This window comes from Alteromonas australica (assembly GCF_000730385.1).
Taxonomy (GTDB): Bacteria; Pseudomonadota; Gammaproteobacteria; order Enterobacterales; family Alteromonadaceae; genus Alteromonas; species Alteromonas australica.
This window is the reverse complement of record NZ_CP008849.1, coordinates 2,843,499-2,867,714: the sequence shown is the minus strand read 5'-3', so window position 1 is coordinate 2,867,714 and position 24,216 is coordinate 2,843,499. Positions and strand designations below refer to the sequence as shown.

Annotated in this window: 21 protein-coding genes; 19 read left to right on the top strand and 2 right to left on the bottom strand. The window is 46.5% G+C overall.

Features of this window, described 5'->3' with window-relative positions; all coding sequences use genetic code 11:
• The first annotated feature begins 136 nt into the window (after positions 1-136).
• The 16 genes from sufB to der all read left to right on the top strand — a co-directional run bounded on the left by sufB (position 137) and on the right by der (position 16,426).
• Positions 137-1,573: a Fe-S cluster assembly protein SufB gene (gene sufB, locus EP13_RS12710; RefSeq protein ID WP_012519007.1), complete on the top strand. Its 1,437-nt coding sequence runs from the start codon at positions 137-139 to the stop codon at positions 1,571-1,573.
• Between the two features lie 3 nt (positions 1,574-1,576).
• Positions 1,577-2,338: a Fe-S cluster assembly ATPase SufC gene (sufC, locus tag EP13_RS12705; RefSeq protein ID WP_044057613.1), complete on the top strand. Its 762-nt coding sequence runs from the start codon at positions 1,577-1,579 to the stop codon at positions 2,336-2,338.
• Positions 2,335-3,591 (top strand): Fe-S cluster assembly protein SufD, encoded by a 1,257-nt coding sequence (gene sufD / locus EP13_RS12700; RefSeq protein WP_024016622.1) that lies wholly within the window; start codon positions 2,335-2,337, stop codon positions 3,589-3,591. The genes sufC and sufD overlap by 4 nt, the downstream gene beginning before the upstream one ends.
• Positions 3,588-4,805: an aminotransferase class V-fold PLP-dependent enzyme gene (locus EP13_RS12695; protein ID WP_044057612.1), complete on the top strand. Its 1,218-nt coding sequence runs from the start codon at positions 3,588-3,590 to the stop codon at positions 4,803-4,805. Before sufD ends, EP13_RS12695 begins: the two co-directional genes overlap by 4 nt.
• A 9-nt stretch (positions 4,806-4,814) precedes the next feature.
• Positions 4,815-5,171: a HesB/IscA family protein gene (locus EP13_RS12690; protein WP_012519003.1), complete on the top strand. Its 357-nt coding sequence runs from the start codon at positions 4,815-4,817 to the stop codon at positions 5,169-5,171.
• Positions 5,172-5,222: 51 nt separating this feature from the next.
• The gene (sufT, locus tag EP13_RS12685) at positions 5,223-5,756 is read left to right on the top strand and encodes a putative Fe-S cluster assembly protein SufT (RefSeq protein WP_044057611.1); all 534 of its coding nucleotides are present in this window, start codon (positions 5,223-5,225) and stop codon (positions 5,754-5,756) included.
• Positions 5,757-5,823: 67 nt separating this feature from the next.
• Positions 5,824-6,234 carry a SufE family protein gene (locus EP13_RS12680; protein WP_044057610.1) on the top strand — a complete coding sequence of 137 codons (411 nt, stop codon included), beginning with the start codon at positions 5,824-5,826 and terminating at the stop codon, positions 6,232-6,234.
• A 234-nt stretch (positions 6,235-6,468) separates the two neighbouring features.
• On the top strand, positions 6,469-6,900 hold the full coding sequence (gene ndk / locus EP13_RS12675; RefSeq protein WP_012519000.1) for a nucleoside-diphosphate kinase: 432 nt from the start codon (positions 6,469-6,471) through the stop codon (positions 6,898-6,900).
• A 261-nt stretch (positions 6,901-7,161) separates the two neighbouring features.
• Positions 7,162-8,280 carry a bifunctional tRNA (adenosine(37)-C2)-methyltransferase TrmG/ribosomal RNA large subunit methyltransferase RlmN gene (locus tag EP13_RS12670; RefSeq protein ID WP_044057609.1) on the top strand — a complete coding sequence of 373 codons (1,119 nt, stop codon included), beginning with the start codon at positions 7,162-7,164 and terminating at the stop codon, positions 8,278-8,280.
• 24 nt (positions 8,281-8,304) lie between these two features.
• A complete protein-coding gene (gene pilW, locus EP13_RS12665) occupies positions 8,305-9,354 on the top strand; it encodes a type IV pilus biogenesis/stability protein PilW (protein ID WP_044057608.1) in 1,050 nt (349 codons plus the stop codon).
• A gap of 8 nt (positions 9,355-9,362) precedes the next feature.
• On the top strand, positions 9,363-10,451 hold the full coding sequence (locus EP13_RS12660; protein WP_044057607.1) for a RodZ domain-containing protein: 1,089 nt from the start codon (positions 9,363-9,365) through the stop codon (positions 10,449-10,451).
• An 8-nt stretch (positions 10,452-10,459) separates the two neighbouring features.
• On the top strand, positions 10,460-11,578 hold the full coding sequence (ispG, locus tag EP13_RS12655) for a flavodoxin-dependent (E)-4-hydroxy-3-methylbut-2-enyl-diphosphate synthase (protein WP_044057606.1): 1,119 nt from the start codon (positions 10,460-10,462) through the stop codon (positions 11,576-11,578).
• A 77-nt stretch (positions 11,579-11,655) separates the two neighbouring features.
• Complete coding sequence (hisS, locus tag EP13_RS12650; RefSeq protein WP_081869501.1) at positions 11,656-12,936, top strand: histidine--tRNA ligase; 1,281 nt, start codon at positions 11,656-11,658, stop codon at positions 12,934-12,936.
• Between the two features lie 12 nt (positions 12,937-12,948).
• Positions 12,949-13,569 carry a YfgM family protein gene (locus EP13_RS12645; protein ID WP_044057604.1) on the top strand — a complete coding sequence of 207 codons (621 nt, stop codon included), beginning with the start codon at positions 12,949-12,951 and terminating at the stop codon, positions 13,567-13,569.
• 31 nt (positions 13,570-13,600) lie between these two features.
• A complete protein-coding gene (bamB, locus tag EP13_RS12640; RefSeq protein WP_081869500.1) occupies positions 13,601-14,857 on the top strand; it encodes an outer membrane protein assembly factor BamB in 1,257 nt (418 codons plus the stop codon).
• Between the two features lie 126 nt (positions 14,858-14,983).
• Positions 14,984-16,426 carry a ribosome biogenesis GTPase Der gene (gene der / locus EP13_RS12635; RefSeq protein ID WP_044057602.1) on the top strand — a complete coding sequence of 481 codons (1,443 nt, stop codon included), beginning with the start codon at positions 14,984-14,986 and terminating at the stop codon, positions 16,424-16,426.
• Positions 16,427-16,490: 64 nt separating this feature from the next.
• On the opposite strand, the gene EP13_RS12630 is transcribed toward der, so the two are convergent.
• On the bottom strand, positions 16,491-17,552 hold the full coding sequence (locus EP13_RS12630) for a hypothetical protein (RefSeq protein ID WP_052364390.1): 1,062 nt from the start codon (positions 17,550-17,552) through the stop codon (positions 16,491-16,493).
• A 9-nt stretch (positions 17,553-17,561) separates the two neighbouring features.
• Positions 17,562-18,917 carry an exodeoxyribonuclease VII large subunit gene (gene xseA, locus EP13_RS12625; RefSeq protein WP_044057601.1) on the bottom strand — a complete coding sequence of 452 codons (1,356 nt, stop codon included), beginning with the start codon at positions 18,915-18,917 and terminating at the stop codon, positions 17,562-17,564.
• 100 nt (positions 18,918-19,017) lie between these two features.
• Between xseA and guaB the strand changes: the two genes are divergently transcribed.
• The 3 genes from guaB (at position 19,018) to EP13_RS12610 (ending at position 24,158) form a co-directional block, all read left to right on the top strand.
• Complete coding sequence (gene guaB / locus EP13_RS12620; RefSeq protein WP_044057600.1) at positions 19,018-20,487, top strand: IMP dehydrogenase; 1,470 nt, start codon at positions 19,018-19,020, stop codon at positions 20,485-20,487.
• A gap of 69 nt (positions 20,488-20,556) precedes the next feature.
• A complete protein-coding gene (guaA, locus tag EP13_RS12615; protein ID WP_044057599.1) occupies positions 20,557-22,134 on the top strand; it encodes a glutamine-hydrolyzing GMP synthase in 1,578 nt (525 codons plus the stop codon).
• A gap of 401 nt (positions 22,135-22,535) precedes the next feature.
• The gene (locus EP13_RS12610) at positions 22,536-24,158 is read left to right on the top strand and encodes a methyl-accepting chemotaxis protein (RefSeq protein WP_044057598.1); all 1,623 of its coding nucleotides are present in this window, start codon (positions 22,536-22,538) and stop codon (positions 24,156-24,158) included.
• The last annotated feature ends 58 nt before the right edge of the window (positions 24,159-24,216 follow it).

Sequence of the window (24,216 nt, the reverse complement as noted above, 5' to 3'; positions counted from 1 at the left end):
TGGCGATAATCGCAGCGTTTAAATGGTGCAAACCTAGAGAAACGACATAAATCATCAAGACCGTGGGGTGATTTATTTACCAGTTAAGTAACGAATTTAGTGGCAGCAAATGCAGGCAAACAAGTGAGATCCCAACATGAGTGAACAGATCGAACAGGCGTTAGAAAGAAAGTACGATGCAGGTTTCTATTCAGAAATCGAGTCAGAAACGTTTGAAAGCGGCCTGGACGAGTCGGTTATCCGCCGCATATCAGCAATGAAAAACGAGCCTGAATGGATGCTTGAATGGCGCTTGAAGTCGTATCGTGCATGGCTTGAAATGGAAGAGCCAGACTGGGCGCATGTGGATTATCCAAAAATCGACTATCAGTCCATTTCTTACTACTCGGCACCAAAGAGTATGAAAGACAAGCCTCAGTCGCTAGACGAGGTGGACCCAGAGTTACTGCGTACCTACGAAAAGCTTGGTATTCCGCTTCATGAGCAAGAAATGCTGGCGGGTGTAGCTGTAGATGCGGTATTCGACTCGGTTTCCGTTGTGACGACATTCCGCGAAAAGTTGGAAGACGCAGGGGTAATTTTCTGCCCGATTTCTGAAGCGGTTCAGAAGTATCCAGACCTTGTGAAAAAATATATCGGTTCTGTGGTTCCTCGCACGGACAACTACTTTGCGGCACTAAACAGTGCAGTATTTACTGACGGTTCATTCGTTTATATTCCAAAAGGCACCCGCTGCCCTATGGAGCTATCAACCTATTTCCGTATTAACGAAATGAACACCGGTCAGTTCGAACGTACGCTTATTGTTGCCGATGAAGGCAGCTACGTGAGCTACCTAGAAGGCTGTACCGCACCTCAGCGCGATGAAAACCAGCTGCACGCCGCTGTGGTTGAACTGGTTGCGATGGACGATGCGCAAATCAAATACTCGACGGTACAAAACTGGTACCCGGGCGATGAAAACGGTAAAGGCGGTATTTACAACTTCGTGACCAAGCGCGGTGTTGCACACACGAACGCTAAAATCTCTTGGACGCAGGTTGAAACGGGCTCTGCGGTAACGTGGAAGTACCCAAGCTGTGTACTTAAAGGCGACAATAGTGTGGGTGAGTTCTACTCAGTAGCCCTAACACGTGGCCGTCAGCAGGCAGATACCGGTACTAAGATGATTCACGTGGGTAAAAACACCAAGTCGACCATCATTTCAAAAGGTATATCAGCGGGGAATAGTAACAATGCCTATCGCGGTTTGGTCCAAATGGGCCCGCGGGCAGACGGTGCACGTAACTTTACCGAGTGCGACTCGCTGCTGATTGGCGACAAGTGTGGTGCACACACATTCCCGTATATCGAAAGCCGCAATCCTTCAGCCATTGTTGAGCACGAAGCGACAACATCGAAGGTGAGCGACGAACAATTATTTTTGTGTCAGCAACGTGGCTTAGACACAGAGAAAGCCGTTTCTATGATTGTTAACGGTTTCTGTAAAGAAGTATTCAAAGAGCTACCAATGGAATTTGCCGTAGAAGCCGGCAAACTGCTCGAAATTAGTCTTGAAGGTTCAGTGGGGTAATCAATGCTTAGTATCAAGAATTTACATGCCAGCGTGGAAGAGAAAAACATCATTAAAGGTCTTAACCTTGAAGTTAAACCTGGTGAAGTACACGCGATCATGGGCCCCAACGGTGCCGGTAAAAGTACACTAGGTTACGTACTATCTGGCCGTGATGGCTACGAAGTGAGTGAAGGTGAAGCCAGGCTTAACGGTAAAGACTTACTTGAGCTTGACGTTGAAGAGCGCGCTCGAGAAGGCCTGTTTTTAGCGTTTCAGTACCCAGTTGAAATTCCTGGCGTAAGCAACATGGAATTTATGAAAGAGTCGGTTAATGCCATGCGTGAAGAACGCGGCGAAGCGCCACTGACGGCAGCTGAGTTCCTTAAAAAAGCGAAAGACGCGTGTAAGCAAGTTCAACTTCCACTGGATTTCTTAAAGCGTGGCGTTAACGAAGGTTTTTCCGGCGGTGAGAAAAAGCGTAACGAAATCATGCAAATGATTTTGCTTGAGCCAAAGCTTTGTATTCTGGACGAATCAGACTCAGGCCTTGACGTTGATGCACTACAAGTGGTTGCCGATGGCGTAAACAGCCAGCGCGACGGTGAGCGTAGCTTCATTGTTGTTACCCACTACCAGCGTCTTCTCGACTACATCAAGCCTGACTTTGTACACATTCTTGCCGACGGTAAAATTGTGAAAAGTGGTGATGCCTCACTGGCACTAGAAGTTGAAAAGAGTGGTTACGCTTTCCTAGGTAAGGCGTATGAGGAGGCCGAGGCATGAGTCAATGGCTAGAACAGGTCATTGATACAGCACAGCGCGACGATTATCTATCGCCCGTGCGTCAACAGGCCTTAGCACAACTAAAAGCCGACGGCTGGCCAGCGCGCAGAAACGAAAGCTGGCGCTTTACGCCGCTTACGCCAATTGAAAAGCGTGAAGCAAAGCAAGCCGTTCAAGCTGACAATTTGCCAGTACCGGCTATTGATAATTTAAATGCTATCGATCTTATTTTTGTCGATGGCGTGCTGGTTACACAGGTTAATACCCTTGATGTGCCAGCTGGCATGAGTATTACGTCACTAAACAGTGATGATGCTGCTACGCAACAAGCGATTAGCAGCGTGTATGGCAAAGTTAAGCCTAGCCGTCATATGTTTGGTTTGGTGAACGATGCGCTATGCCAACATGGTATTTTTATCAATGTTGAAGCAGGCGTGAAAATCGACACACCAGTGCGCATTGTGAACATGGCGTCGCAAAATGTAGATGCCCACACGCGCGTGGTAGTAAAAGTAGCAGAAGGCGCAAGCGCCACTGTTATCGAGCAAGGCTTTGGTGATACTGAAAGCTTAACCACGGCGTTTGCTGAATACGATTTGGCGGATGATGCTCATCTAGAGCACTATCGTTTCGCTATGTTTACTGGCAAAGCAAAGCAACTAGGCGGTAGCCACTTCAAGCTACATAACCGCACCACGCTCAATAGCACCATGGTGGGTTATGGTAGCGAACTGTCGCGCTTAGACGTAGACATTCACCATGCGGGCGAATTTGCTGACGCGAAAATGAATGCCGTTTATTTGTTGGCAGAAGGCGAGTTGTTCGACCTGCACTCTACCATTGAGCACGCTATGCCTAACGGTACTACCGAGGAAAATGCGCGCGGTATTGTGGGTGATAAAGCGCGCGCTGTGTTTAACGGTCGTATTCATATTCACCGCGACGCACAGAAAACGCTGGCTGAACTGAACAACCGCAACTTGTTATTGTCACGCCGCGGCGTAATTAATACCAAGCCTGAGCTTGAAATTTACGCAGATGACGTAAAGTGTGCCCATGGTGCAACCGTAGCTGAAATTGAAGAAGAAGCCTTGTACTACATGCTGACTCGTGGCATTCCGCGTAGTAAAGCTCTTGTTATGCTTAACTTCGGCTTCATTCAAGAGCTGATAAACGATGTACCAAATGGGGCAATCCGTGAATGGCTTGCGCCACTGTTAAGTGAACGCTTCGCCCAAATGGAGGTGAAATGAGCCTAGACGTTGCAGCACTTCGTGCCCAGTTTCCTATTTTATCAAAGACGGTAGACGGCAAACCGCTAGTCTACCTAGATAACGCAGCGACCACGCAAAAACCGCAAGCGGTGATAGACGCGTTGGTAGACTTTTATACGGGCACGAACGCGAACGTGCATCGCGGTGCTCATCACTTGTCTGATGAAGCCACCCGTCGATATGAAAATGCACGTAGCAGCGTCGCGAGTTTCATTAATGCCAACGCCCGCGAAGAAGTTATTTGGACGTCGGGCACCACTGAGGCCATTAACATCGTAGCCAATGGTCTAGCTCAGCTTCTCGGTGAAGGTGATGAAGTGATGGTCACCGAGCTTGAGCACCATGCAAACTTGGTTACGTGGCAACAGGCCTGTCGTCGTGCTGGCGCTACGCTCAACATTGTACCTATTTTCGATACTGGCGAGCTTGACGTAGAAGCCTTTGACAGACTGCTTTCAAGCAACACCAAAATGGTCGCCTTCCCGCACGTGTCAAACGCCTTGGGAACGGTAAACCCAATTAAACTGCTAACGCAAAAAGCCAAAGCAGTTGGGGCCTGGGTTTTGGTAGATGGCGCGCAGGGTATAGCCCATGGCGGCGTAGACGTACAAGACATCGGCTGCGACTTTTACTCATTTTCAGGGCATAAGCTTTTCGGCCCAACAGGCATTGGCTGCTTGTGGGGTAAAAAAGAGGTCCTAGAAACCTGGCCGGTATGGCAGGTTGGTGGCGAGATGATCAAGGATGTCACCTATCACGAAGCCACGTGGGGCCCTTTACCTAACCGCTTGGAAGCCGGTACCCCAAATATCGCCGGCGCTATCGGAATGGGGGCGGCAGTTGACTGGTTTTGCGCCCTTGATGTAAACGCATTACACGAACATGAGCAAAAGCTGCTGGCCTATGCCACTGAGCAGGCTGAAGCCTTTGAAGGGATGCGTATTATTGGTACAGCACCAAACAAGGTTGGGGTGTTAAGCTTTTTGCTTGAAGGTGCGCATCCAGCCGATGTGGGCTTTATTTTAGATAGACAAGGCGTGGCTATTCGCACAGGTGATAACTGTGCGCAACCACTGATGAAGCGATTCGGCATACCGGGTACCGCTCGTGCGTCGTTTTCAATTTACAATACGCTTGAAGAAGTAGACAGCTTATTTGCTGCGCTTAAAAAAGCAAAAATGATGTTGGCCTAAGGAGGCATTATGAGTGTTGAAACGTTTGTACCTAGTACAAAACTCATTACGCTAACTGACAGTGCCGTTAAGCATTTCGAAAGTAAGCTTAAAGACAAGCCTGGTCAGTTAATTCGTTTATCAACAAAAGTAAGCGGCTGTACGGGCTATGCTTACGTGCTTGATTTCGCTGACAGCGCCCAAGCAGATGATGAAATTATTGAAATTTCTCCCCTTGTTAATGTCGCGGTTGCCGCAGATGCAACCGATTTATTGCGTAACACAGAAATTGACTATGTTATGGAAGGCGTAAACGGCATTATCAAGTACAACAACCCTAATGTTGTTGATGAATGTGGGTGTGGCGAGAGTTTTAACGTAGGTTAATTGCCACGCAAAAGCACTTCAGTTGTAGAATTAAAGAGTACTAAGTCGTTTATGAAACAAAAAATGGTGACCACCGAGCGCGATTGTAAAGCGCGTTTGGTGCCAGCGGGTAACCCAACTGTTATCCCTGAAGGCGAGTTTGTGAATATCACCCAAGAGCTCGGTGGTAACTACACGGTAACCTGGCGCGGCAATATGTACCGCATTGACGGTACTGACGCTGGCGCTATCGGTCGCAAAGCGATGACGTTAACCTTTGATGCGCCAGAAGATGGTAACATTAGCGAACAGCAAGTGTGGGATGCCTTAGAGACCATTTTTGACCCCGAGATTCCAATTAACCTGGTTTCATTGGGGCTTATCTACAAAGTCGATATTGATCAAGCATCCGGTGACGTCAATATTGATATGACGCTTACCGCGCCGGGTTGTGGCATGGGGCCGGTTCTGGTCGGTGACGTGGAGTATCGTGTTGCCATGGTGCCTCATGTGAAAAACGTCAATGTTGAGCTAGTGTTCGACCCTGCATGGTCACGAGATATGATGAGTGAAGAAGCGCAGCTTGAAGCTGGGCTTTTCTTCTAATCACACTAGCCATCGTTTATCGCCTTGTCGTTTAACCTTATTACAGATTTAAAAAGCGGAAATAGAAATGCAATTACCAAGTAGTGAAGAGATTATTGATGATTTAGCGTTCTTCGACGATTGGGAACAGCGATATCAGTACATCATTGACTTAGGCAAATCTATTCCAGGTTTACCCGAAGACGCGAAAAGCCCCGAGCGCCTAGTGAAAGGTTGTCAAAGCAGCGTGTGGCTAATTGAGTCCTATGACGGTAACAAAATTACCTTCGACGTAGATAGCGACGCGGTTATCGTTCAAGGTTTATTAGCACTCGTGCTCGCGGCCTACAACGATAAAACCCCAGCAGATATACTCGCGTTTGATATCGATGGGTATTTTGAAGCGTTAGATCTGGAGCGTCATATTACCCCAACGCGGGGGAATGGCTTGCGCGCTATTGTGGGTAAAATACAGCAACTGGCAAAAGCAAACGCCTAATCTGTCTGCTCATTGGGTTGGCTAAGCGGCTAGTCAATTTAACGTAGGAGCCGACAAACCTAGGACTGTCATCAAATTGTCATGCCCTTCGCGCTATGCTTTCATGGCAGTTTTACACCACAATTCAAAGGATTATAGCTCTTTTTACAAAGGCTCTAGTAAAGCCGTAATTAATTGCCTATAATTCGCGGCCAAAATTTAAAGATACATACACTATTTGTTTGGAGAGAGAACATGGCTCTTGAGCGTACTTTTTCGATTATCAAGCCTGATGCGGTAGCTAAAAACGTAATCGGTGCAATTTACAACCGTTTCGAATCTGCAGGTCTTCGCATCGTGGCATCTAAGATGATCCACATGAGCAAAGAGCAAGCAGAAGGCTTCTATGCAGAACACAAAGAGCGTCCTTTCTTCGGCGCACTTGTTGACTTCATGACGTCTGGTCCAGTTATGGTTCAAGTACTAGAAGGCGAAAACGCTGTTCTAGCTAACCGCGAAATCATGGGCGCAACTAACCCAGCTGATGCCGCTGCAGGTACACTTCGTTCAGACTACGCTGCGTCAATCGACGAAAACGCAGTTCACGGTTCTGACGCACCTGAGTCAGCAGCACGCGAAATTGCTTACTTCTTCTCTGAAGAAGAAATCTGCCCACGTACTCGCTAAGAATACGCAGGTAGAAAAAACGAGGCCTTAGCGCCTCGTTTTTTGTTTTTAGCGTCTTAGTATGTTTCATGCTGTGTTGCAGTGCTCGCATTGCCAAACTTAACACCAGTCTGCGCTAAATCGACTTTTTCTGACTAATCAGATGTGTTAAAATTCGCGCAATTTTTAAACAGTGTCTAACGCCTAGGCAAGACGCTCGTTTTAACTCCAATTTCAGCAGTGAGAGGGGCTTCCCTCGAAGGTAAAAGGGTCATCTTATTCATGGCAAAAACGAACTTATTAAATCTAAATCGCGAAGGCTTGCGCAATTTCTTTAAGGAAATGGGCGAGAAACCGTTTCGTGCCGATCAGGTAATGAAATGGATTTACCAGCAGGGTATCAGCGATTTCGAGGAAATGAGTAACCTCAATAAAAACCTTCGCGCCATGCTTATTGAACATTGCGAAATTAAGGCGCCCGAAATAGCCTACTTTCAGGAAGCGAGCGATGGCACTATTAAGTTCGCTCTTACGCTAGAAGGTGGACAGGAAGTGGAATCGGTTTGGATCCCCGAAACCGATCGCGCCACCTTGTGTGTATCGTCACAGGTTGGTTGTGCGTTAGAGTGTACTTTCTGCTCTACGGCGCAGCAGGGTTTTAACCGAAATCTCAGCGTCAGCGAAATTATTGGTCAAGTATGGCGGGTGGCCACGTTCTTAGGGTTATCAAAAGATACCAGTAAACGTCCCATCACCAACGTGGTCATGATGGGCATGGGGGAGCCGTTACTTAACCTTAAAAATGTCGTGCCTGCTATGGACATTATGCTAGACGACTTTGGGTTTGGCTTGTCTAAACGCCGGGTAACGTTAAGTACCTCTGGTGTGGTGCCAGCTTTGGATATGCTAGGCGATCAAATTGACGTCGCGCTTGCTATTTCACTGCACGCACCCAATGATGAATTGCGTAACGAAATTGTCCCTATCAACAAGAAGTACAACATTGAAACATTCTTGGCAGGTGTTCGCCGCTATTTAGCCAAATCTAGAGCGAACCAAGGCAAGGTGACGGTAGAGTATGTTATGCTTTCTCATATCAACGACAGTACCGATCAAGCTCACCAATTGGCGCAAGTGCTGAAAGATACGCCGTGTAAAATCAATCTTATTCCGTTTAACCCATATCCAGGGTCGCCGTATACGTGTTCGAGTAATTCACGTATTGATAGATTCTCAAAAGTGCTTATGGATTATGGGCTTACCACTGTAGTGCGTAAAACGCGTGGGGATGATATTGATGCTGCGTGCGGTCAATTAGTGGGTGATGTTGTTGATAGAACGAAAAGAATGTTGAAAAAACAGATGAAGGGCGAAGCAATTTCGGTAAAAATGGCCCAATAATCATTAAGATATTAGGGTAAGACTATGGGCAAAGGTTGGCTAGTCGTTATATCACTTAGCATTGTGTTGTTGTGCGGGTGTGTCAGTAGTACAGATGCAAATAGAGTTGGTGACGACTTCAATCGTGAAGAAGCCGCGAAAACGCGAATGTCCCTTGGTCTTACCTATTTAAAAAATAACAATTACACCCAAGCCAAAAAGAACCTAGATAAAGCGCTGGAATTTGATCCCCATTCTGGTGATGTTCACTACGCTTTAGCCTACTACTATCAGTTGGTGGGCGATAATGAGCGAGCAGAAACCGCCTATAAAACGGCAATTTCATTGTCGCCAAATAGCGGCGATATCATGAATAGCTACGGTGCATTTCAATGCCAAAATGGTCGTTATGCAGAAGCTAAACGTTATTTCCTAAAGGCCATTGATAGCAAACACTACGCTAATGCAGCCGAAACTTACGAGAATCTTGCGCTGTGCGCACAAAGTCAAGGTAATCTTGATGATGCGATTGCTTACTTGGAAGATGCGGTAAAGCATCAACCGGGGCGACCAAAGAGCCTTTTACTGTTGTCTGAACTCTATGTGGCAGACAGACAATGGGATAACGCCAAGCGTACCTTATCTACCTACCAGAGAGTTGCAGGTACAACCCCTAATGTACTCTGGATGTCTTACGAAGTGGCCAAAGCCCAAGGTGACGAAAGCAAGGCATTAGCCTATGGGAATCGTCTGCTTGAGCAGTTTCCGCAAAGTGCGTTAGCTGAACGTGTTCAACAGCAGATAAACACTTCAAAGCCTCAAATTATGCGAAGCCTAAAAGCGAATCCTTCGGAAGGATCACCCCCGGCGGAAGAAAGTAGTGCCAATGAGAAAAGCACAAGTAAAAACAGTGAAGTATCTAAAGAAACACCTCAATTCCATATAGTAAAACAGGGCGAAAACCTATATCGTATTTCGCTCATGCACAATATTAAAGTGGCTACGCTGCAAACCTGGAACAACCTTGAAGATCCTGGCGCAATTTTTGCCGGTATGAAACTTTGGTTAGTCCCCACTCAATTGCAGGAAAAATAGGAAGTCGAATGGTGTCAGAAGAAAAAGCGACAGAAGAAAATAGTTCGCAACCAGAGAATAATACTACGCCAAGCCCTGGACAAATGTTAAGGGAACGTCGTGAAGCGTTAGGACTTTCACAACAACAAGTGGCTGATAAACTATTTTTAAAAGCCCATCAAATTAATGATTTAGAAGAAGATCGTCTTGATGACAATGCGTCTATCACGTTTACCAAAGGCTATGTGCGGAATTATGCAAAGCAATTAGGTTTAGATTCTGCGGCGGTGATCAACGCATTTGAACAACGTCATGTCACAGCCGAGCCTCCGGCTAAATTGCAGAGCTTCTCCAAACGTGTCGCAAAACAGACACACGATGACCGTTGGATGATGGTGACCTACTTTATTCTGCTGCTTATTATTGGTGGAGTAGTGGCTTGGTGGTATCAGCAACCAAGCGATGAAGGTACGGCGGGAAATACGGTGGAGAACACGGTAGATAGTACCGCAGAACGCACGGTTGTTGAGCGTATTAAAGAGGACGCTGGCAATACACCAGTTTCAAGTTCAAATGGTCGTCTCGGCGAGCCTAGCTCAGACGAAGCGGGTACTGGGAATGCTCGGCAAGATAATGCTCGGCAAGCCGTGGATAGTGTCGATAATTCAATCAATCCAGAAGCCTCTTCACAAGGTGCAATTAACGATAGTCATTCACAACTTATCGAGCAAGCCACCCCTGCTAATGTAAGTCCAGACAACGGTGGCGTGAGCGGTGCAAATATCGATGAGTCGAATAATCTGACGGCATTAGTATCAAACCGAGCAGATGGCACTGTTGCCTTACAGCAGAACACGTCGCCAGTGCCAACGTCGGCCCCCATACAAATGGCGTTTACCTTTGAGGATGATTGCTGGGTAAACATAAAAGATGCAACAGGTGAAGCCATCGCCTACGGGGTAAAGCAAAAAGGGCGAGTTATGGAAATTCAAGGCGTACCTCCTGTTGAAGTTACGCTTGGTGCACCGGATAATGTACGTATATCAATTAACAACGAGCCGGTAGATATTTCATCATATCAAAATGGTACAACCGCTCGTTTTACGCTTCCTTTATAGGTATTTAGATGTTTGCAGAAAGCCCTATTAAACGCAGAAAATCGACGCGTATTAACGTAGGTAATGTTCCTATTGGTGATGGAGCGCCCATTGCCGTCCAGTCAATGACGAATACTCGTACTACAGACGTGGCCGCTACCGTTGAACAAATTAATCGCATTGTTGCGGTAGGGGGCGAGATTGTTCGCGTATCCGTGCCTACTATGGAAGCCGCCGAAGCATTCAAACACATTAAACAACAAGTGAGTGTTCCGCTGGTCGCCGATATTCATTTTGATTATCGAATTGCGTTAAAAGTGGCAGAGTATGGCGTAGATTGTTTACGTATTAACCCAGGCAATATTGGCAACATGGAACGGGTGAAATCGGTTGTCGATTGCGCAAAAGACAAAAATATCCCCATTCGTATTGGTGTAAATGGCGGCTCACTGGAAAAAGACTTGCAAGAAAAATACGGCGAGCCTACACCCGAAGCACTTGTCGAGTCAGCTATGCGACACGTAGACATTCTTGATAAGCTCAATTTCGACCAGTTTAAAGTAAGTGTTAAGGCCTCGGATGTCTTTTTGGCCGTGGGCGCCTATCGCTTGTTAGCTCAGAAAATCGACCAACCTTTACATTTAGGCATTACCGAAGCAGGCGGCCAGCGTGCTGGGGCAGTGAAAAGTTCGGTGGGTCTAGGCATGTTACTCGCTGAAGGTATTGGCGATACCATACGAATTTCACTGGCAGCAGACCCTGTAGAAGAAATTAAAGTCGGCTTCGATATTTTAAAGTCACTGCGTATCCGTTCCCGAGGCATTAATTTTATCGCGTGCCCCAGCTGTTCTCGCCAAGAGTTTGATGTAATTGGTACCGTTAATGCGCTTGAGCAACGTTTAGAAGACATTCTTACGCCTATGGACGTCTCAATCATCGGTTGCGTGGTAAATGGGCCAGGGGAAGCGGAAGTGTCTGATTTGGGTTTAACCGGCGCTCGCAACATGAGCGGCTTGTATGAAGACGGTAAACGGGTGAAAGAACGTTTACCTAACGATGATCTGGTTGATAAGCTTGAAGCGAAAATACGGGCTAAAGCCTTACGCCTTAGCGATGAGCATAAAATTCAGGTATCAGTAAAAGACTAAGCTCGTAGCATTGTTGTTTACTACCAAAGCCCCTATAATGCGGGGCTTTTCACCATTTTGCAGTATGAGAAATTCACGTGGCTAAGACTATTCAGGCAATTCGCGGAATGAATGATTGCCTGCCGGAAGTGTCCGGTACATGGCAGAAATTAGAATCTGTACTCCGTCAGGTGGTAGCCAACTATGGCTATCAAGAAATTCGTACTCCCATAGTAGAGAGCACGGATTTATTTAAGCGCTCTATTGGCGAGGTGACCGATATTGTCGAAAAGGAAATGTATACCTTTGAGGACAGAAACGGTGATAGCTTAACGCTGCGTCCAGAAGGTACCGCCAGCTGCGTTAGAGCCGGTAATGAGCATGGCTTGCTGTACAATCAGCAACAACGCTTGTGGTATATGGGGCCCATGTTTCGCCACGAACGTCCACAGAAAGGGCGTTATCGTCAGTTTCATCAGTTTGGCGTAGAAACCTACGGCATCGATGGCCCTGATATTGACTTAGAGGTTATCCTCTTAAGCGCTCGACTTTGGAAAGCGTTCGGTATTGAGAAGCACGTGACACTGCAAGTGAATTCACTTGGCTCAAACGAAGCACGACAAGCGTACCGTGATACTTTGATTGAATACTTAAAAGCCCGCGCTGATAAGCTTGATGAAGAGTCTCTTCGACGCTTAGAAACGAATCCTTTACGGGTTCTTGATAGCAAAAATCCTGATGTACAAGCTGCTATTGCCGATGCTCCCTCGCTACTCGATCACCTTGATGAAGCGTCAAAAGCGCATTTTGACGTGCTATGTGAACGCTTGACACAAGCGGGTATCCACTTTGAAGTTAACCCTCGGCTTGTTCGTGGTCTCGACTATTACAATCGTACTGTGTTTGAATGGGTAACGGAAAGTTTGGGTGCTCAAGGTACGGTGTGTGCGGGAGGCCGATACGACGGCTTGGTTGAACAGTTAGGCGGTAAAGCTACGCCGGCGGTAGGTTTTGCCATGGGTATTGAGCGCTTAGTTTTATTGCTCACTACGCTAAACGAAGATGCACAGGAAACCAGTGCTGCTGATGTTTATGTAACCGCTATGGGCGACGAAGCTCAGGGTTATGCCGTGCAGGTTGCCGAGCATTTACGAGACACCTTACCTCACGTGCGCGTCATGATGCATTGTGGCGGCGGCAACTTCAAAAAACAATTAAAGCGTGCCGATAAAACCGGCGCACAAATAGCCCTATTGCTGGGGTCGCAAGAAATGCAAGCGCGGCAAGTAGGCGTAAAACCTTTACGCGATGGTCAAGAACAACAAACGGTTGCCTTTGATGATTTATCGGCCACCCTTGCTGACCTTCTAGCAAAATAATAAGAGGATAAAATGGAACAATTTGCAACTGAAGAACAACAAGTAGAAGCCATTAAACGATTTTGGAAAGACCACGGCATTGCTATTTTAGTTGGCGCCGGTTTAGGTCTGGGTGGTTTGTGGGGATGGCGTGCGTTTACTGACGCGCAAATCGAATCTCGTGAATCAGCCTCTGTGGCGTATCAAGCAGCCGTAGAAACTTTTGGCACAGAAGGTAGCGACGCTAAGATAGAGACCTTTATTAAAGAAAATGAAGACTCAGGTTATGCCAGTATCGCAAGCTTACTCGCCGCCAAACAAGCCGTTGATGCAGGTGATTTAGATGCCGCTGCTTCTCATTTGAATCGGGTTGTCACTTTTGCAGAAAATGATGAAATTAAAGCATTAGCCGGGTTACGTTTAACACGGGTTCAAATTGAAATGAACCAGCTGGACGCGGCGTTGTCTACGCTAGGCAATGTTACTAATGAGGCATTTTCTGCTGAAGTTTCTGAACTTAAAGGTGATGTATATCAACAGCAAAGTAAATTCGATGATGCACGCTTAGCATATTCAAGTGCACTTGAGAAAAATGCCAATAATCCGCTATTGCAGATGAAGCTAGATAACCTAGCGGTTGCAGCGGGCCAGTAAGCTGGTAAATAAAAATAAAGAGGTACGCAATTTGTTTCACAACACCTGTGGCCGTAAGGGTCGTCTTGTTCGTGTAATGGGGATGGCACTTGCCGCATCTGTTATGCTTTCTGGCTGTTCTACAGTGTCTGATTGGTTTGCGGATGAAGAAGAGCTAGAGATTCGTCGTCTTAAACCTATTCAATCTCAATTTACACCGCAAGTTAAATGGGACAAAGATATTGGTGATGGAGTCGATCACTACTTCTCTCGTCTTCGCCCCGTTTATGCCTATGAAAGTTTGTATGTCGCAGATCGTCACGGCAGTGTTGTGGCGTTGAATCCCGAGACGGGCGACCAACTTTGGGCACGAGACTTCGCTATATTCAATGGTGAAGGCATCTGGGATTCTATTTCCAGACTATGGCGAAGCGGCCAAAGTGCACGTATTGGCGGTATTTCTGTTGCAGATAGAATGGTTTTTCTGGGGACAGAAAATGGGGATGTTATCGCCCTAGATGCCGAAACCGGTGAAACCCGCTGGGAAACCACTATTCCAGGAGAAGTGCTTGCTGCACCTTCAGCTGACGAAGGTATTTTGGTTGTCAACACTGGCGCAGGCGTGATGTTTGGCTTAGATACGCGAACTGGCGAGCAGAAGTGGCGTCATGAAGGCGATACTCCGCCGCTGACATTGCGTGGTATCTCTGGGCCGGTAGCGGCAAATGGCGGGGCTATTGTAGGTACAGCGACGGGTAAAATTCAGGTTAACCTGTTAGAAACAGGTGTATTGGCTTGGGAAACCGTGATCGCCACGCCATCGGGCGCGACGGAACTAGAGCGTATTGTTGATATAGATACGACGCCGGTATTATTCGGTGGCACTATCTATACTATCTCTTACAACGGCACCTTAGCGGCGGTGGAACTGCGCTCAGGGCGTGTCATTTGGAAGCGTGAATATGCGTCTTACCGAAACATTACCCTTGATGGAAATAATTTATTCGTTGTTGACAATAATTCAAATATTTACGCGTTAGATAGACGAAATGGCGTAGAATTATGGTCACAAAGCGGCTTAAAGAAACGCTCTGTAACTGCCGCATCTGCCGTTAAAGACTTCGTTGTTGTGGGTGATAACTGGGGCTTTTTGCACTGGTTAGATAAAGAGACTGGCAACCTTGTTGCTCGCTTAGATGTGGGTGGTGATGACGAAGGCGATGCTATTTACGCAGCGCCTATTGTTGTAGACGATGTCGTCATTACTGTTACCCGTAATGGAGAAGTGGCAGCCGTTACCACGCCTTAAAATCTACCATGCCTGATTGATGCTGACGCATCGACGCTAAACAGGTATAATATTTCTCATAGAGTGACCGCAAGTAGGCTTAGCTTACTTGCGGTTTGTGCTTTCACGACCTGTAGGATCTGATACATGTTACCCGTAGTTGCTTTGGTGGGCCGCCCTAATGTGGGCAAGTCTACCCTGTTTAACCGATTGACCAATACTCGCGACGCCCTGGTTGCTGATTACCCTGGCTTAACTCGCGATAGAAAATACGGCCAAGCTAAATATGAACAGCGGCAATTTATTGTTGTTGATACCGGCGGTATCACAGGTGACGAGGAAGGTATTGACGCAGAAATGGCGCAACAGTCTTTGTTAGCCATTGAAGAGGCCGATGTTGTTATGTTCTTGGTTGACGCCAGAGCAGGCTTGCTACCAGCCGATAAAGGCATTGCCGATCACCTAAGACGCATTAACAAACAAGTATTTGTGGTTGCCAACAAAGTTGACGGTATTGACGGCGACAGTGAAAGTGCAGAATTTTACGCCTTAGGTTTAGGTAACGTGAAGCAAATCGCTGCGGCCCACGGCCGTGGTGTTAGTCAATTGCTACAAGAGGCGTTATCCCCTTTAGACGCTAGCTTTCCTGATATGCAAGTGGTAGAAGCACCTAAAGAGGAAGACTTAGGCGCAGAAGCACAGCGCGAAAAACTTCAATCATTGCCCATCAAATTAGCCATAGTCGGCAAGCCAAATGTAGGTAAATCTACCCTCACAAACCGTATTTTGGGTGAAGAGCGAGTGGTGGTTTATGACTTACCTGGTACCACCCGTGATAGTGTTTATATTCCTATGGAAAGGGATGAACGTGAATATATCCTTATTGATACGGCGGGGGTGCGAAAGCGTAAGAAAATTAATGAGGCAGTAGAAAAGTTCTCTATCGTAAAGACCTTGCAAGCCATTGAAGAGTCAAATGTGGTGTTGTTAGTCATAGACGCCCGTGAAGGTATTACGGATCAAGATCTTAGCTTGCTTGGATTTGTCCTTAATTCTGGTCGCTCTTTAGTGGTGGCGGTGAATAAATGGGACGGCTTGAGTACCGATGTTAAAGACGACATTAAACGTGAACTCGATCGCCGTTTAGGATTTATCGACTTCGCTCGCCTACATTTTATTTCAGCGCTTCATGGCTCCGGCGTGGGTAATTTGTTTGAATCTGTACAAGAAGCCTACGCAAGTGCCACCAAACGCATTAATACTTCTATCCTTACGCAAATTATGGAGATGGCGCAGGACGATCATCAGCCGCCGCTGGTGCGAGGGCGTAGGGTGAAGATGAAGTATGCTCACGCGGGGGGCTACAACCCACCTGTTATTGTTATTCACGGAAACCAAGTGGATGACCTACCGAGTTCGTACAAACGTTTTTTAATGAACTATTTCCGTAAGTCATTAGAAATTATGGGCACGCCAATTAAGATTGAGTTTAGGGAAGGACACAACCCCTTTGAGGGCAAGAAAAACCAACTTACGTTAGCGCAGCAAAGAAAGCGCAAGCGCCTCATGTCGTACCATAATAAAAAGTAAGCCCTAAGGCGACCACTCAAACAATGAAAAACCAGCAACGTTTACGCGAAACATTGCTGGTTTTTTAATTTAATAGCTGCCTAACTTGTTCCATCAAGGGCGAGGGAGTGGGGACTTCAATAGTTTCCATCAGCGTTCTTGCAATTGGGTCGGAAAGCGCAGTGGGGAAGGTGGTTGATATTTTGATTATCTTATCGTGCTGAGTGAATACATAGGTTGTGGCGTAAATCGTATCACTGGTTTGAGATTCCGCTTTCATTGCTAACCGCCATCCTGTGGCCCGAGGATTTGCAGTAAATGTGGTTAACGGTTTGTCTTTACTTAAGTTTAAGCCGCGTGCGTGAGCCACTTCGCTGGCCTTTTTCCAATCATCATGAAGGGCTTGTTGCAATAAGGTATCTCTGTTGGCGCTTGCTTTCGCTATTAAGGGATACACAGTGACATCAATTAACGCATCTTCAAATGTGGGGTGTATGTAGCGGGTAACCGCGCCTTTAAATGGGTCAGGGTAAAGCTGAGTGTCAAAGCGCGTAAAATCACCAAGCTTTTGCGGTACCTTCAACGACCTTGTGTAATCACTGGCTTCTAGCGCTGAATATAAGAAGTCAGTGGTAAATAGGTGGTTTTCATCGCTTTTAGCATACCAACGTGAAAGTAGGCGCGTAGCTATATCTTCTTTGCTGTCGCTACTTTTTCCATCGTGATCTTGATGGCTCTCTGTGTCGACACTTGTGGAGTTAATTTCCATCCCCCGCCACAATAACGTCATTTCTAAAAAGTGCACCACACGGCCCTTATCACTCAGCGTATTCATGTGCGCAATAAGTAGCTCGTAATCGTAATGTTCATTGAAAGCCATCACTGCTTTAAACCAACCTTTCTCCTTAATAATATTAATGAAGAGGTCAGGAGAAATGCCGTCTTCTATACAAGCGCCAAGCGGGCTGATGTCGTTACACGACGTCGCCAGTTGATCACTCGGGTAAGTAGAAAAAACGGAAACAGAAATATCAGATGAAGGGGTACTGTCGGCGTGGGCGTGTGAAGAAAGACAATACCACAATGAAAATGCCGCCGACAAAATGAAGAAGTGACGTCGGCGGTACCATGAAAATGAAAATGACAAATAAGCGCCTTACTTATGACGTGAGATAGCCACTACTTTACTGGTTATTTCCCCGTCAGTCACTCGCGTATAGATAACATCGTCCTTTTTTACATTCGCGACTTGGGTGATTGCGGAATTATTGTGCAATGTAATGCTGTAGCCCCTTGAAAGTGTCGAAAGAGGGCTAACCGAGTGAAGTAGGCCGGCCTTGGCACCTAGCAACTGCTGTTTGTCTTTTAACTGGTTTCGTATGGCGCTGGTCAGGGCTTTGTCTAACTGGTTTAACTTGTTCTGCCCTCGCTCTATTCGTAGCAGCGGCGACTGCTTAGCTAGCTTCTGCGTTTTGTCATCCAATGTCTTGGCTACATGAGACAACGTGTTGGCCATAGCATGCTTTAACCTCAGTTGCAGTCTATCTAAAGATTGCCATTGATGTTGAATACGGCGTTGTGGATGCACGGAAAGCAATTTTTGCTGGCGTAATGTTAATCCTTGTTGTGCACGCTGAATCTGTGTTTGCATGGCACGAACAAGACGCTGCCTATTTTGCGTGACTGCATGATATAGCGCTCGCGTATCCTGGCTTAGTATTTCAGCGGCTGCAGAAGGGGTGGGAGCCCTAACATCGGCAACAAAATCAGCGATAGTAAAGTCGATTTCGTGCCCCACCGCACTGACTACGGGCAAGGTTGATTGGGCAATGTGACGGGCCAAGGTTTCATCATTGAAACACCATAAGTCTTCTAAAGCGCCGCCTCCCCTAGATAGTAATATCACGTCCACTTCATTGCGCTGATTAGCCACGGTTAACGCGTTAATGAGTTGGCTAGGTGCGCTTTCACCTTGCACCATAGAGGGGTAAACAATAACCTCTGTCTGGGGGCTTCGGCGTTTCAATACACTTAATATATCGTGCAAGGCAGCCCCACTGGCGGAGGTGATTACACCAATACGATTGATAGCCTCAGGCAAAGGCTGTTTGCGGTGCGTGGCAAACAAGCCTTCTGTATTAAGGCGCGCTTTAAGTGCTTCAAAGGCTTGTTTTAACGCGCCTTCACCATCACTTTCCATGTGTTCTACCACTAATTGGTAGTCGCCTCGTGCTTCATAAAGCCCAACCGAGGCGCGCACCAGAATTTTATCCCCTTCTTTGGGGCGCATGCGTACATTGCGATTAGCACCTTTAAACATCGCAGCCTTCACCTGCGCTTTATTGTCTTTCAGAGTAAAGTACCAATGGCCTGACGCGGCACAAACAAAATTAGAAATTTCAGCAGATAGCCAAATAAGGCCAATTTCGCCTTCTAGCACGGTTCGGGCTAAGCGATTTAGCTTGGTGACTGTTAAAATTTGTCGAGAGGTAGATGGCGAATTTGTAAACATAAAAAAAATCACAGGGTTTAATACAAATAGAGTTTACCTGAAAACTAAAAAACACTACAATTGCGCCGCAATTAACCCTCAACTGAATAGGTGTTGTTGCATGCTACGTATCATCCAAGAAGCCCTGACCTTTGACGACGTGTTGCTCGTTCCTGGCCACTCGACCGTCCTTCCACATACAGCTAACTTACAAACCCGACTTACCCGTGGTGTAACGTTAAATATTCCAATGGTGTCTGCTGCCATGGACACGGTTTCTGAAGCCCGCTTAGCGATTGCACTTGCCCAAGAGGGTGGTATTGGTTTCATTCACAAAAATATGAAGCCAGAAGAACAAGCCAAACACGTTCATGAAGTTAAAAAGTACGAAAGTGGTGTGGTTTCAGACCCCGTTACCGTTACTAAAGATGCGACGATTGGCGAGGTTCTCGCCCTTTCAAAACAAAAAGGTTATTCAGGTTTCCCGGTAACCGATGAGGATAATAATCTCATTGGTATCGTCACCGGTCGAGATTTACGTTTCGAAAAGCGTTTAGAACTGCCTATTAGTAACGTGATGACGGGTAAAGAAGACTTGGTCACTGTTAAAGAAGGTGCCAGTTCAGATGTGGTGCTAGATCTCATGCATGAACATCGTATCGAAAAAATTCTTGTGGTTGACGACGCGTTTAAACTAACGGGCCTCATCACGGTTAAAGATTTCCAAAAAGCAGAAAACAAGCCAAATGCATGTAAGGATTCGCTAGGCCGTCTTCGCGTAGGCGCGGCGGTCAGTGTGGGGCCAGGTACTGATGAGCGCATTGCGTTGTTGGTAGAAGCTGGCGTGGACGTACTGCTTATTGATACGTCTCACGGCCATTCCCAAGGGGTGATTGACCGTGTGAAAAAAGTGCGTGCGGACTATCCTGACGTTCAAATTATCGCTGGAAATGTGGCCACCGGCGACGGCGCGAAGGCGCTGGCCGACGCTGGTGTAGATGCGGTTAAAGTGGGCATTGGCCCAGGTTCAATTTGTACCACACGTATTGTGACAGGCTGTGGTGTGCCGCAAATTACAGCGGTATCAGATGCCGTAGAAGCATTAAAAGGCACTGATATTCCTGTCATCGCCGATGGTGGTATTCGTTTCTCAGGTGATATTGCTAAAGCCCTTGCCGCCGGCGCAAGCTGTGTCATGGTGGGTAGCATGTTGGCGGGTACGGAAGAGTCGCCAGGTGAGGTAGAACTTTTCCAAGGCCGTTACTACAAATCGTATCGTGGAATGGGCTCGCTAGGGGCAATGAATCAAAGCCATGGTTCATCAGACCGCTACTTCCAAGAATCTAATAATGCAGAAAAACTGGTACCAGAAGGTATTGAGGGCCGCGTAGCGTATAAGGGGCCAATTGCGAATATCATTCACCAGCAAATGGGTGGTTTACGTTCAGCTATGGGACTAACAGGTTGCGCCACTATTGAAGAACTCAATACCAAAGCACAATTTGTTCGCGTAACGTCTGCTGGCATGGGCGAAAGCCACGTCCATGATGTAAGTATTACTAAAGAAGCGCCAAATTACCGCTTAGGTTAAGGCGACCGACGACTGCGAGGCTGGTTATTCACCAGCCTTTGTTCTTTTATTTAACGGGTAAAATGAAAAATGACCACAAATATCCACGACCAACGCATACTTATTTTGGATTTTGGCTCGCAATACACGCAGTTAATAGCACGTCGCGTTCGCGAAATTGGCGTTTACTGTGAACTATGGGCTTGGGATGTCACCGAAGCTCAAATTCGTGAATTTAATCCTCAAGGCATTATCTTATCTGGTGGCCCTGAATCAGTGACGGAAGAGGGCTCTCCACGGGCTCCAGAGTATGTGTTTGAAGCTGGCGTGCCGGTATTCGGTATTTGCTATGGCATGCAAACCATGGCGCAACAACTTGGTGGTGCCGTATTAGGTTCTGACAAGCGTGAATTTGGTTACGCTCAAGTGGAAGTCATTAAACCCAGTCCACTATTGGATCAGATAGAAGATGCCGTTAGTGAAACAGGGGCCGCACTGCTTGACGTTTGGATGAGTCATGGCGATAAAGTGTCAGCTATTCCTGAAGGCTTTGACACCATCGCACAAACCGCCTCGTGTCCACATGCGGCTATGTACAATGAAGAAAAGCAATTTTACGGCGTACAATTTCACCCAGAAGTTACTCATACTCGTCAGGGCATGCGACTACTTACCCATTTTGTTATGGATGTGTGTAAGTGCGAGAAGCTTTGGACTGCCGGGGCGATTATTGAAGACGCGATTGAGCGCATTAAAGAAAAAGTGGGCGACGACGAAGTTATTTTGGGCCTGTCTGGTGGCGTAGATTCATCAGTGACAGCAATGTTGCTTCACCGCGCCATCGGCAAAAAGCTAACCTGTGTGTTTGTTGATAACGGACTATTGCGTTTAAATGAAGCCGACCAGGTTATGGAGATGTTTGGTGACCACTTTGGTTTAAACATTATTCGTATTGACGCTGAACAACGCTTCCTCGACCGCCTTAAAGGCATTGAAGACCCTGAGCTTAAACGTAAGGCAATTGGCAACGAGTTTGTGCGTGTATTCGATGAAGAAGCCGGTAAACTTGAAAATGCGAAGTGGTTAGCACAAGGTACAATTTATCCTGATGTGATTGAATCGGCTGGCTCGGCGACGGGTAAAGCGCATGTGATCAAGTCTCACCACAATGTAGGCGGCCTTCCAGATGATATGGAACTTGGCCTCGTTGAACCGCTTCGTGAGCTTTTTAAAGACGAAGTGCGTAAAATTGGTCTTGAGTTAGGCCTGCCTTATGACATGCTATACCGTCATCCTTTCCCAGGACCAGGTTTAGGCGTGCGCGTTCTTGGTGAAATTAAGAAAGAGTACTGCGATTTGCTTCGCCGTGCCGACGCTATCTTCATCGAAGAGCTTTACGCGGCAGACCTGTACCAGAAAGTCAGCCAAGCATTTACGGTATTTTTACCGGTACGTTCTGTTGGGGTGATGGGCGATGCGCGTAAATACGATTGGGTGGTAAGCTTACGTGCCGTCGAGACCATTGATTTTATGACTGCACATTGGGCGCACCTACCTTACGATTTCTTAGGCAAGGTCTCTAACCGAATCATCAATGAAATCGACGGTATTAGCCGTGTGGTTTACGATATTTCAGGTAAGCCGCCAGCTACCATTGAGTGGGAATAATGCGCCTTTAAGAATGCTCTGGCATTAACAGGCACTCAATCATATTTAAGTCCGCATAATTGCGGACTTTTTGTTTGTTGCTCGTCAAGTTAGTAAGTCAATGAGGCATTTGAATTGGTATTTTAGTGATCTTAGTCCCGTGAGCTCGGCCGACGATTTAGCGCTTTCTTACCTTAACTTAACTTGGCAATAGTCCATTACAACCCCCTTAAGAGGTAAAACAAGCTCCGATAGCGAGTTAGGGGCGTATCTGATTTCACTGCTATAATAACCTGTGCATAGCAAGAGTATAAAAGTATATATAAACGTATTTTTAATAATACCTTTAGTGTCACCCTTCTGTCACAAAACGATCATCTAATGGCCGCGTCCTTTTTACTTCTTATACTAAAGGTTAAGTCGTGTTCAATTTCACCAGCATAAGTCGATTGGTAATGACCCCCGTTCTTGCCAGTTTGATGATTTTAGTTTTGTTAAATAGTGCATCTATCATGAAGGCGTTTTCTCTTTTGAACGCCTTTGATGAGTTAGAAAACACGCTGGTGCAATCGGAAAGAGATGTCAATCATATTCACAGTGCATTTAAAACCCAAGTTCAAGAATGGAAAAATGTGCTGTTACGCGGGCACAACCAAGACGACCGTGAAAAATACTGGTCGCGATTTAAGCAAAAAGAACAGGAGATTACACGTGCGTTCGAAAGTATGTTGCTAAACGACATAATTAGTAACGAAGCCAAAGCGGACATCAGAGAATTTCAAAGCGCCCATCAGGTGATGGCGCAGAAGTACCGGGAGGGTTACGAGGCTTACGTACAATCCGGGTTCGATCCTAAAGTTGGTGACAGCTACGTGAGAGGGATCGATAGAGCGCCTGCTAAGTTACTGACCAGTATTTCACAAAATATCGCTTCAGAATCGGCTACGGCTATCTCTGACCTTAAAAGCAACACGCGAAGCATCTTATGGATAATCATGGTGGCCGCGTTGTCACTGTCTATATTGAGCGTGGCTTACGTCATATATTGTCTTCGTAAACATGTTATTAAGCCAATCAAGCAAGTCGCAGGGTGTATTTCAAATTTAGCGGCCAGTCAATATGATTACGACCTCTCTTATTCGAGTTACCACGAACTTGGCGTGCTAGCCGATTCAGCCCGCTCGCTTCAGACAAAGCTGAAAGAGTCGGTTAGACAGTTGCAAGATGCGGAACAAGAAATGGAGCGGGCCTTTGGTACGCTTAGTCAGGTTAGTGCCTCTATTATGGAAGGCGCCAACGGCCAGCGTTCGGCATCGCGGTCTCTAGACAGCAGTACTGATAAACTCAAAGAGATTGTTCAGAATTTGGTGGCAATTACCGATCAAGTGGCAGTGGCGACAAACAATTCAGAAAAAAATGTGGCAAGTTGCTATGCCACATTTGAAAAAGCCAATTTAGGCTTTAAACAATTGGCTGAAACGGTAACGGAATCAAGTGATATAGTCTCTGAATTGCAAAATCGCAGTACCAATATTTTAAAAGTGGTTAATGTGATTAATGAAATTGCTGATCAAACCAACTTATTAGCGTTAAACGCAGCGATTGAAGCAGCACGAGCTGGAGAGCATGGTAGAGGTTTTGCCGTGGTTGCAGATGAAGTACGCGCACTGGCTGCCAAGACGCAGCAATCGACCAAAGAAATTAATGATATTCTGAGTAGTTTTGAGTCGGAAGCAAAAGGCGCTGTGTCTGCGATGTCGACGGGTAAAACCTTGTCTGACAATAATGCGGCAGAAGCGGCTATCGCGCTAGATACCCTAAATGAAGTAGTGAAAGACATTCAAGAAACTGCCAGTGTTGTTGTGGCGCTGAACGAAGCGGCCGATGAGCAGGAAGCCGTATTGCAGCAAGTGGAAAGTATTATTAATAATGTAGTGACATCATCAGAAAAGTATCATCAGTTGGCGCAAGGTGATGATATTTCCCGCTCTATGAAGAGTATGTCATTTAACGTAGAAAAAGTCGTGAATAGTTTGACCCGATAAGACGGCTTTGACACTATCTTAACAAGGCGTATTACAAAATAGTAAGTACGCCTTTTTT

Coding starts and splice junctions, on each gene's coding strand:
- EP13_RS12695 (WP_044057612.1), top strand. CDS start 3,588: ATGAGCCTAGACGTTGCAGCACTTCGTGCCCAGTTTCCTATTTTATCA.
- EP13_RS12690 (WP_012519003.1), top strand. CDS start 4,815: ATGAGTGTTGAAACGTTTGTACCTAGTACAAAACTCATTACGCTAACT.
- ispG (WP_044057606.1), top strand. CDS start 10,460: ATGTTTGCAGAAAGCCCTATTAAACGCAGAAAATCGACGCGTATTAAC.
- guaA (WP_044057599.1), top strand. CDS start 20,557: ATGACCACAAATATCCACGACCAACGCATACTTATTTTGGATTTTGGC.
- sufB (WP_012519007.1), top strand. CDS start 137: ATGAGTGAACAGATCGAACAGGCGTTAGAAAGAAAGTACGATGCAGGT.
- ndk (WP_012519000.1), top strand. CDS start 6,469: ATGGCTCTTGAGCGTACTTTTTCGATTATCAAGCCTGATGCGGTAGCT.
- EP13_RS12680 (WP_044057610.1), top strand. CDS start 5,824: ATGCAATTACCAAGTAGTGAAGAGATTATTGATGATTTAGCGTTCTTC.
- sufT (WP_044057611.1), top strand. CDS start 5,223: ATGAAACAAAAAATGGTGACCACCGAGCGCGATTGTAAAGCGCGTTTG.
- EP13_RS12670 (WP_044057609.1), top strand. CDS start 7,162: ATGGCAAAAACGAACTTATTAAATCTAAATCGCGAAGGCTTGCGCAAT.
- sufD (WP_024016622.1), top strand. CDS start 2,335: ATGAGTCAATGGCTAGAACAGGTCATTGATACAGCACAGCGCGACGAT.
- EP13_RS12660 (WP_044057607.1), top strand. CDS start 9,363: ATGGTGTCAGAAGAAAAAGCGACAGAAGAAAATAGTTCGCAACCAGAG.
- xseA (WP_044057601.1), bottom strand. CDS start 18,917: ATGTTTACAAATTCGCCATCTACCTCTCGACAAATTTTAACAGTCACC.
- guaB (WP_044057600.1), top strand. CDS start 19,018: ATGCTACGTATCATCCAAGAAGCCCTGACCTTTGACGACGTGTTGCTC.
- sufC (WP_044057613.1), top strand. CDS start 1,577: ATGCTTAGTATCAAGAATTTACATGCCAGCGTGGAAGAGAAAAACATC.
- der (WP_044057602.1), top strand. CDS start 14,984: ATGTTACCCGTAGTTGCTTTGGTGGGCCGCCCTAATGTGGGCAAGTCT.
- EP13_RS12645 (WP_044057604.1), top strand. CDS start 12,949: ATGGAACAATTTGCAACTGAAGAACAACAAGTAGAAGCCATTAAACGA.
- pilW (WP_044057608.1), top strand. CDS start 8,305: ATGGGCAAAGGTTGGCTAGTCGTTATATCACTTAGCATTGTGTTGTTG.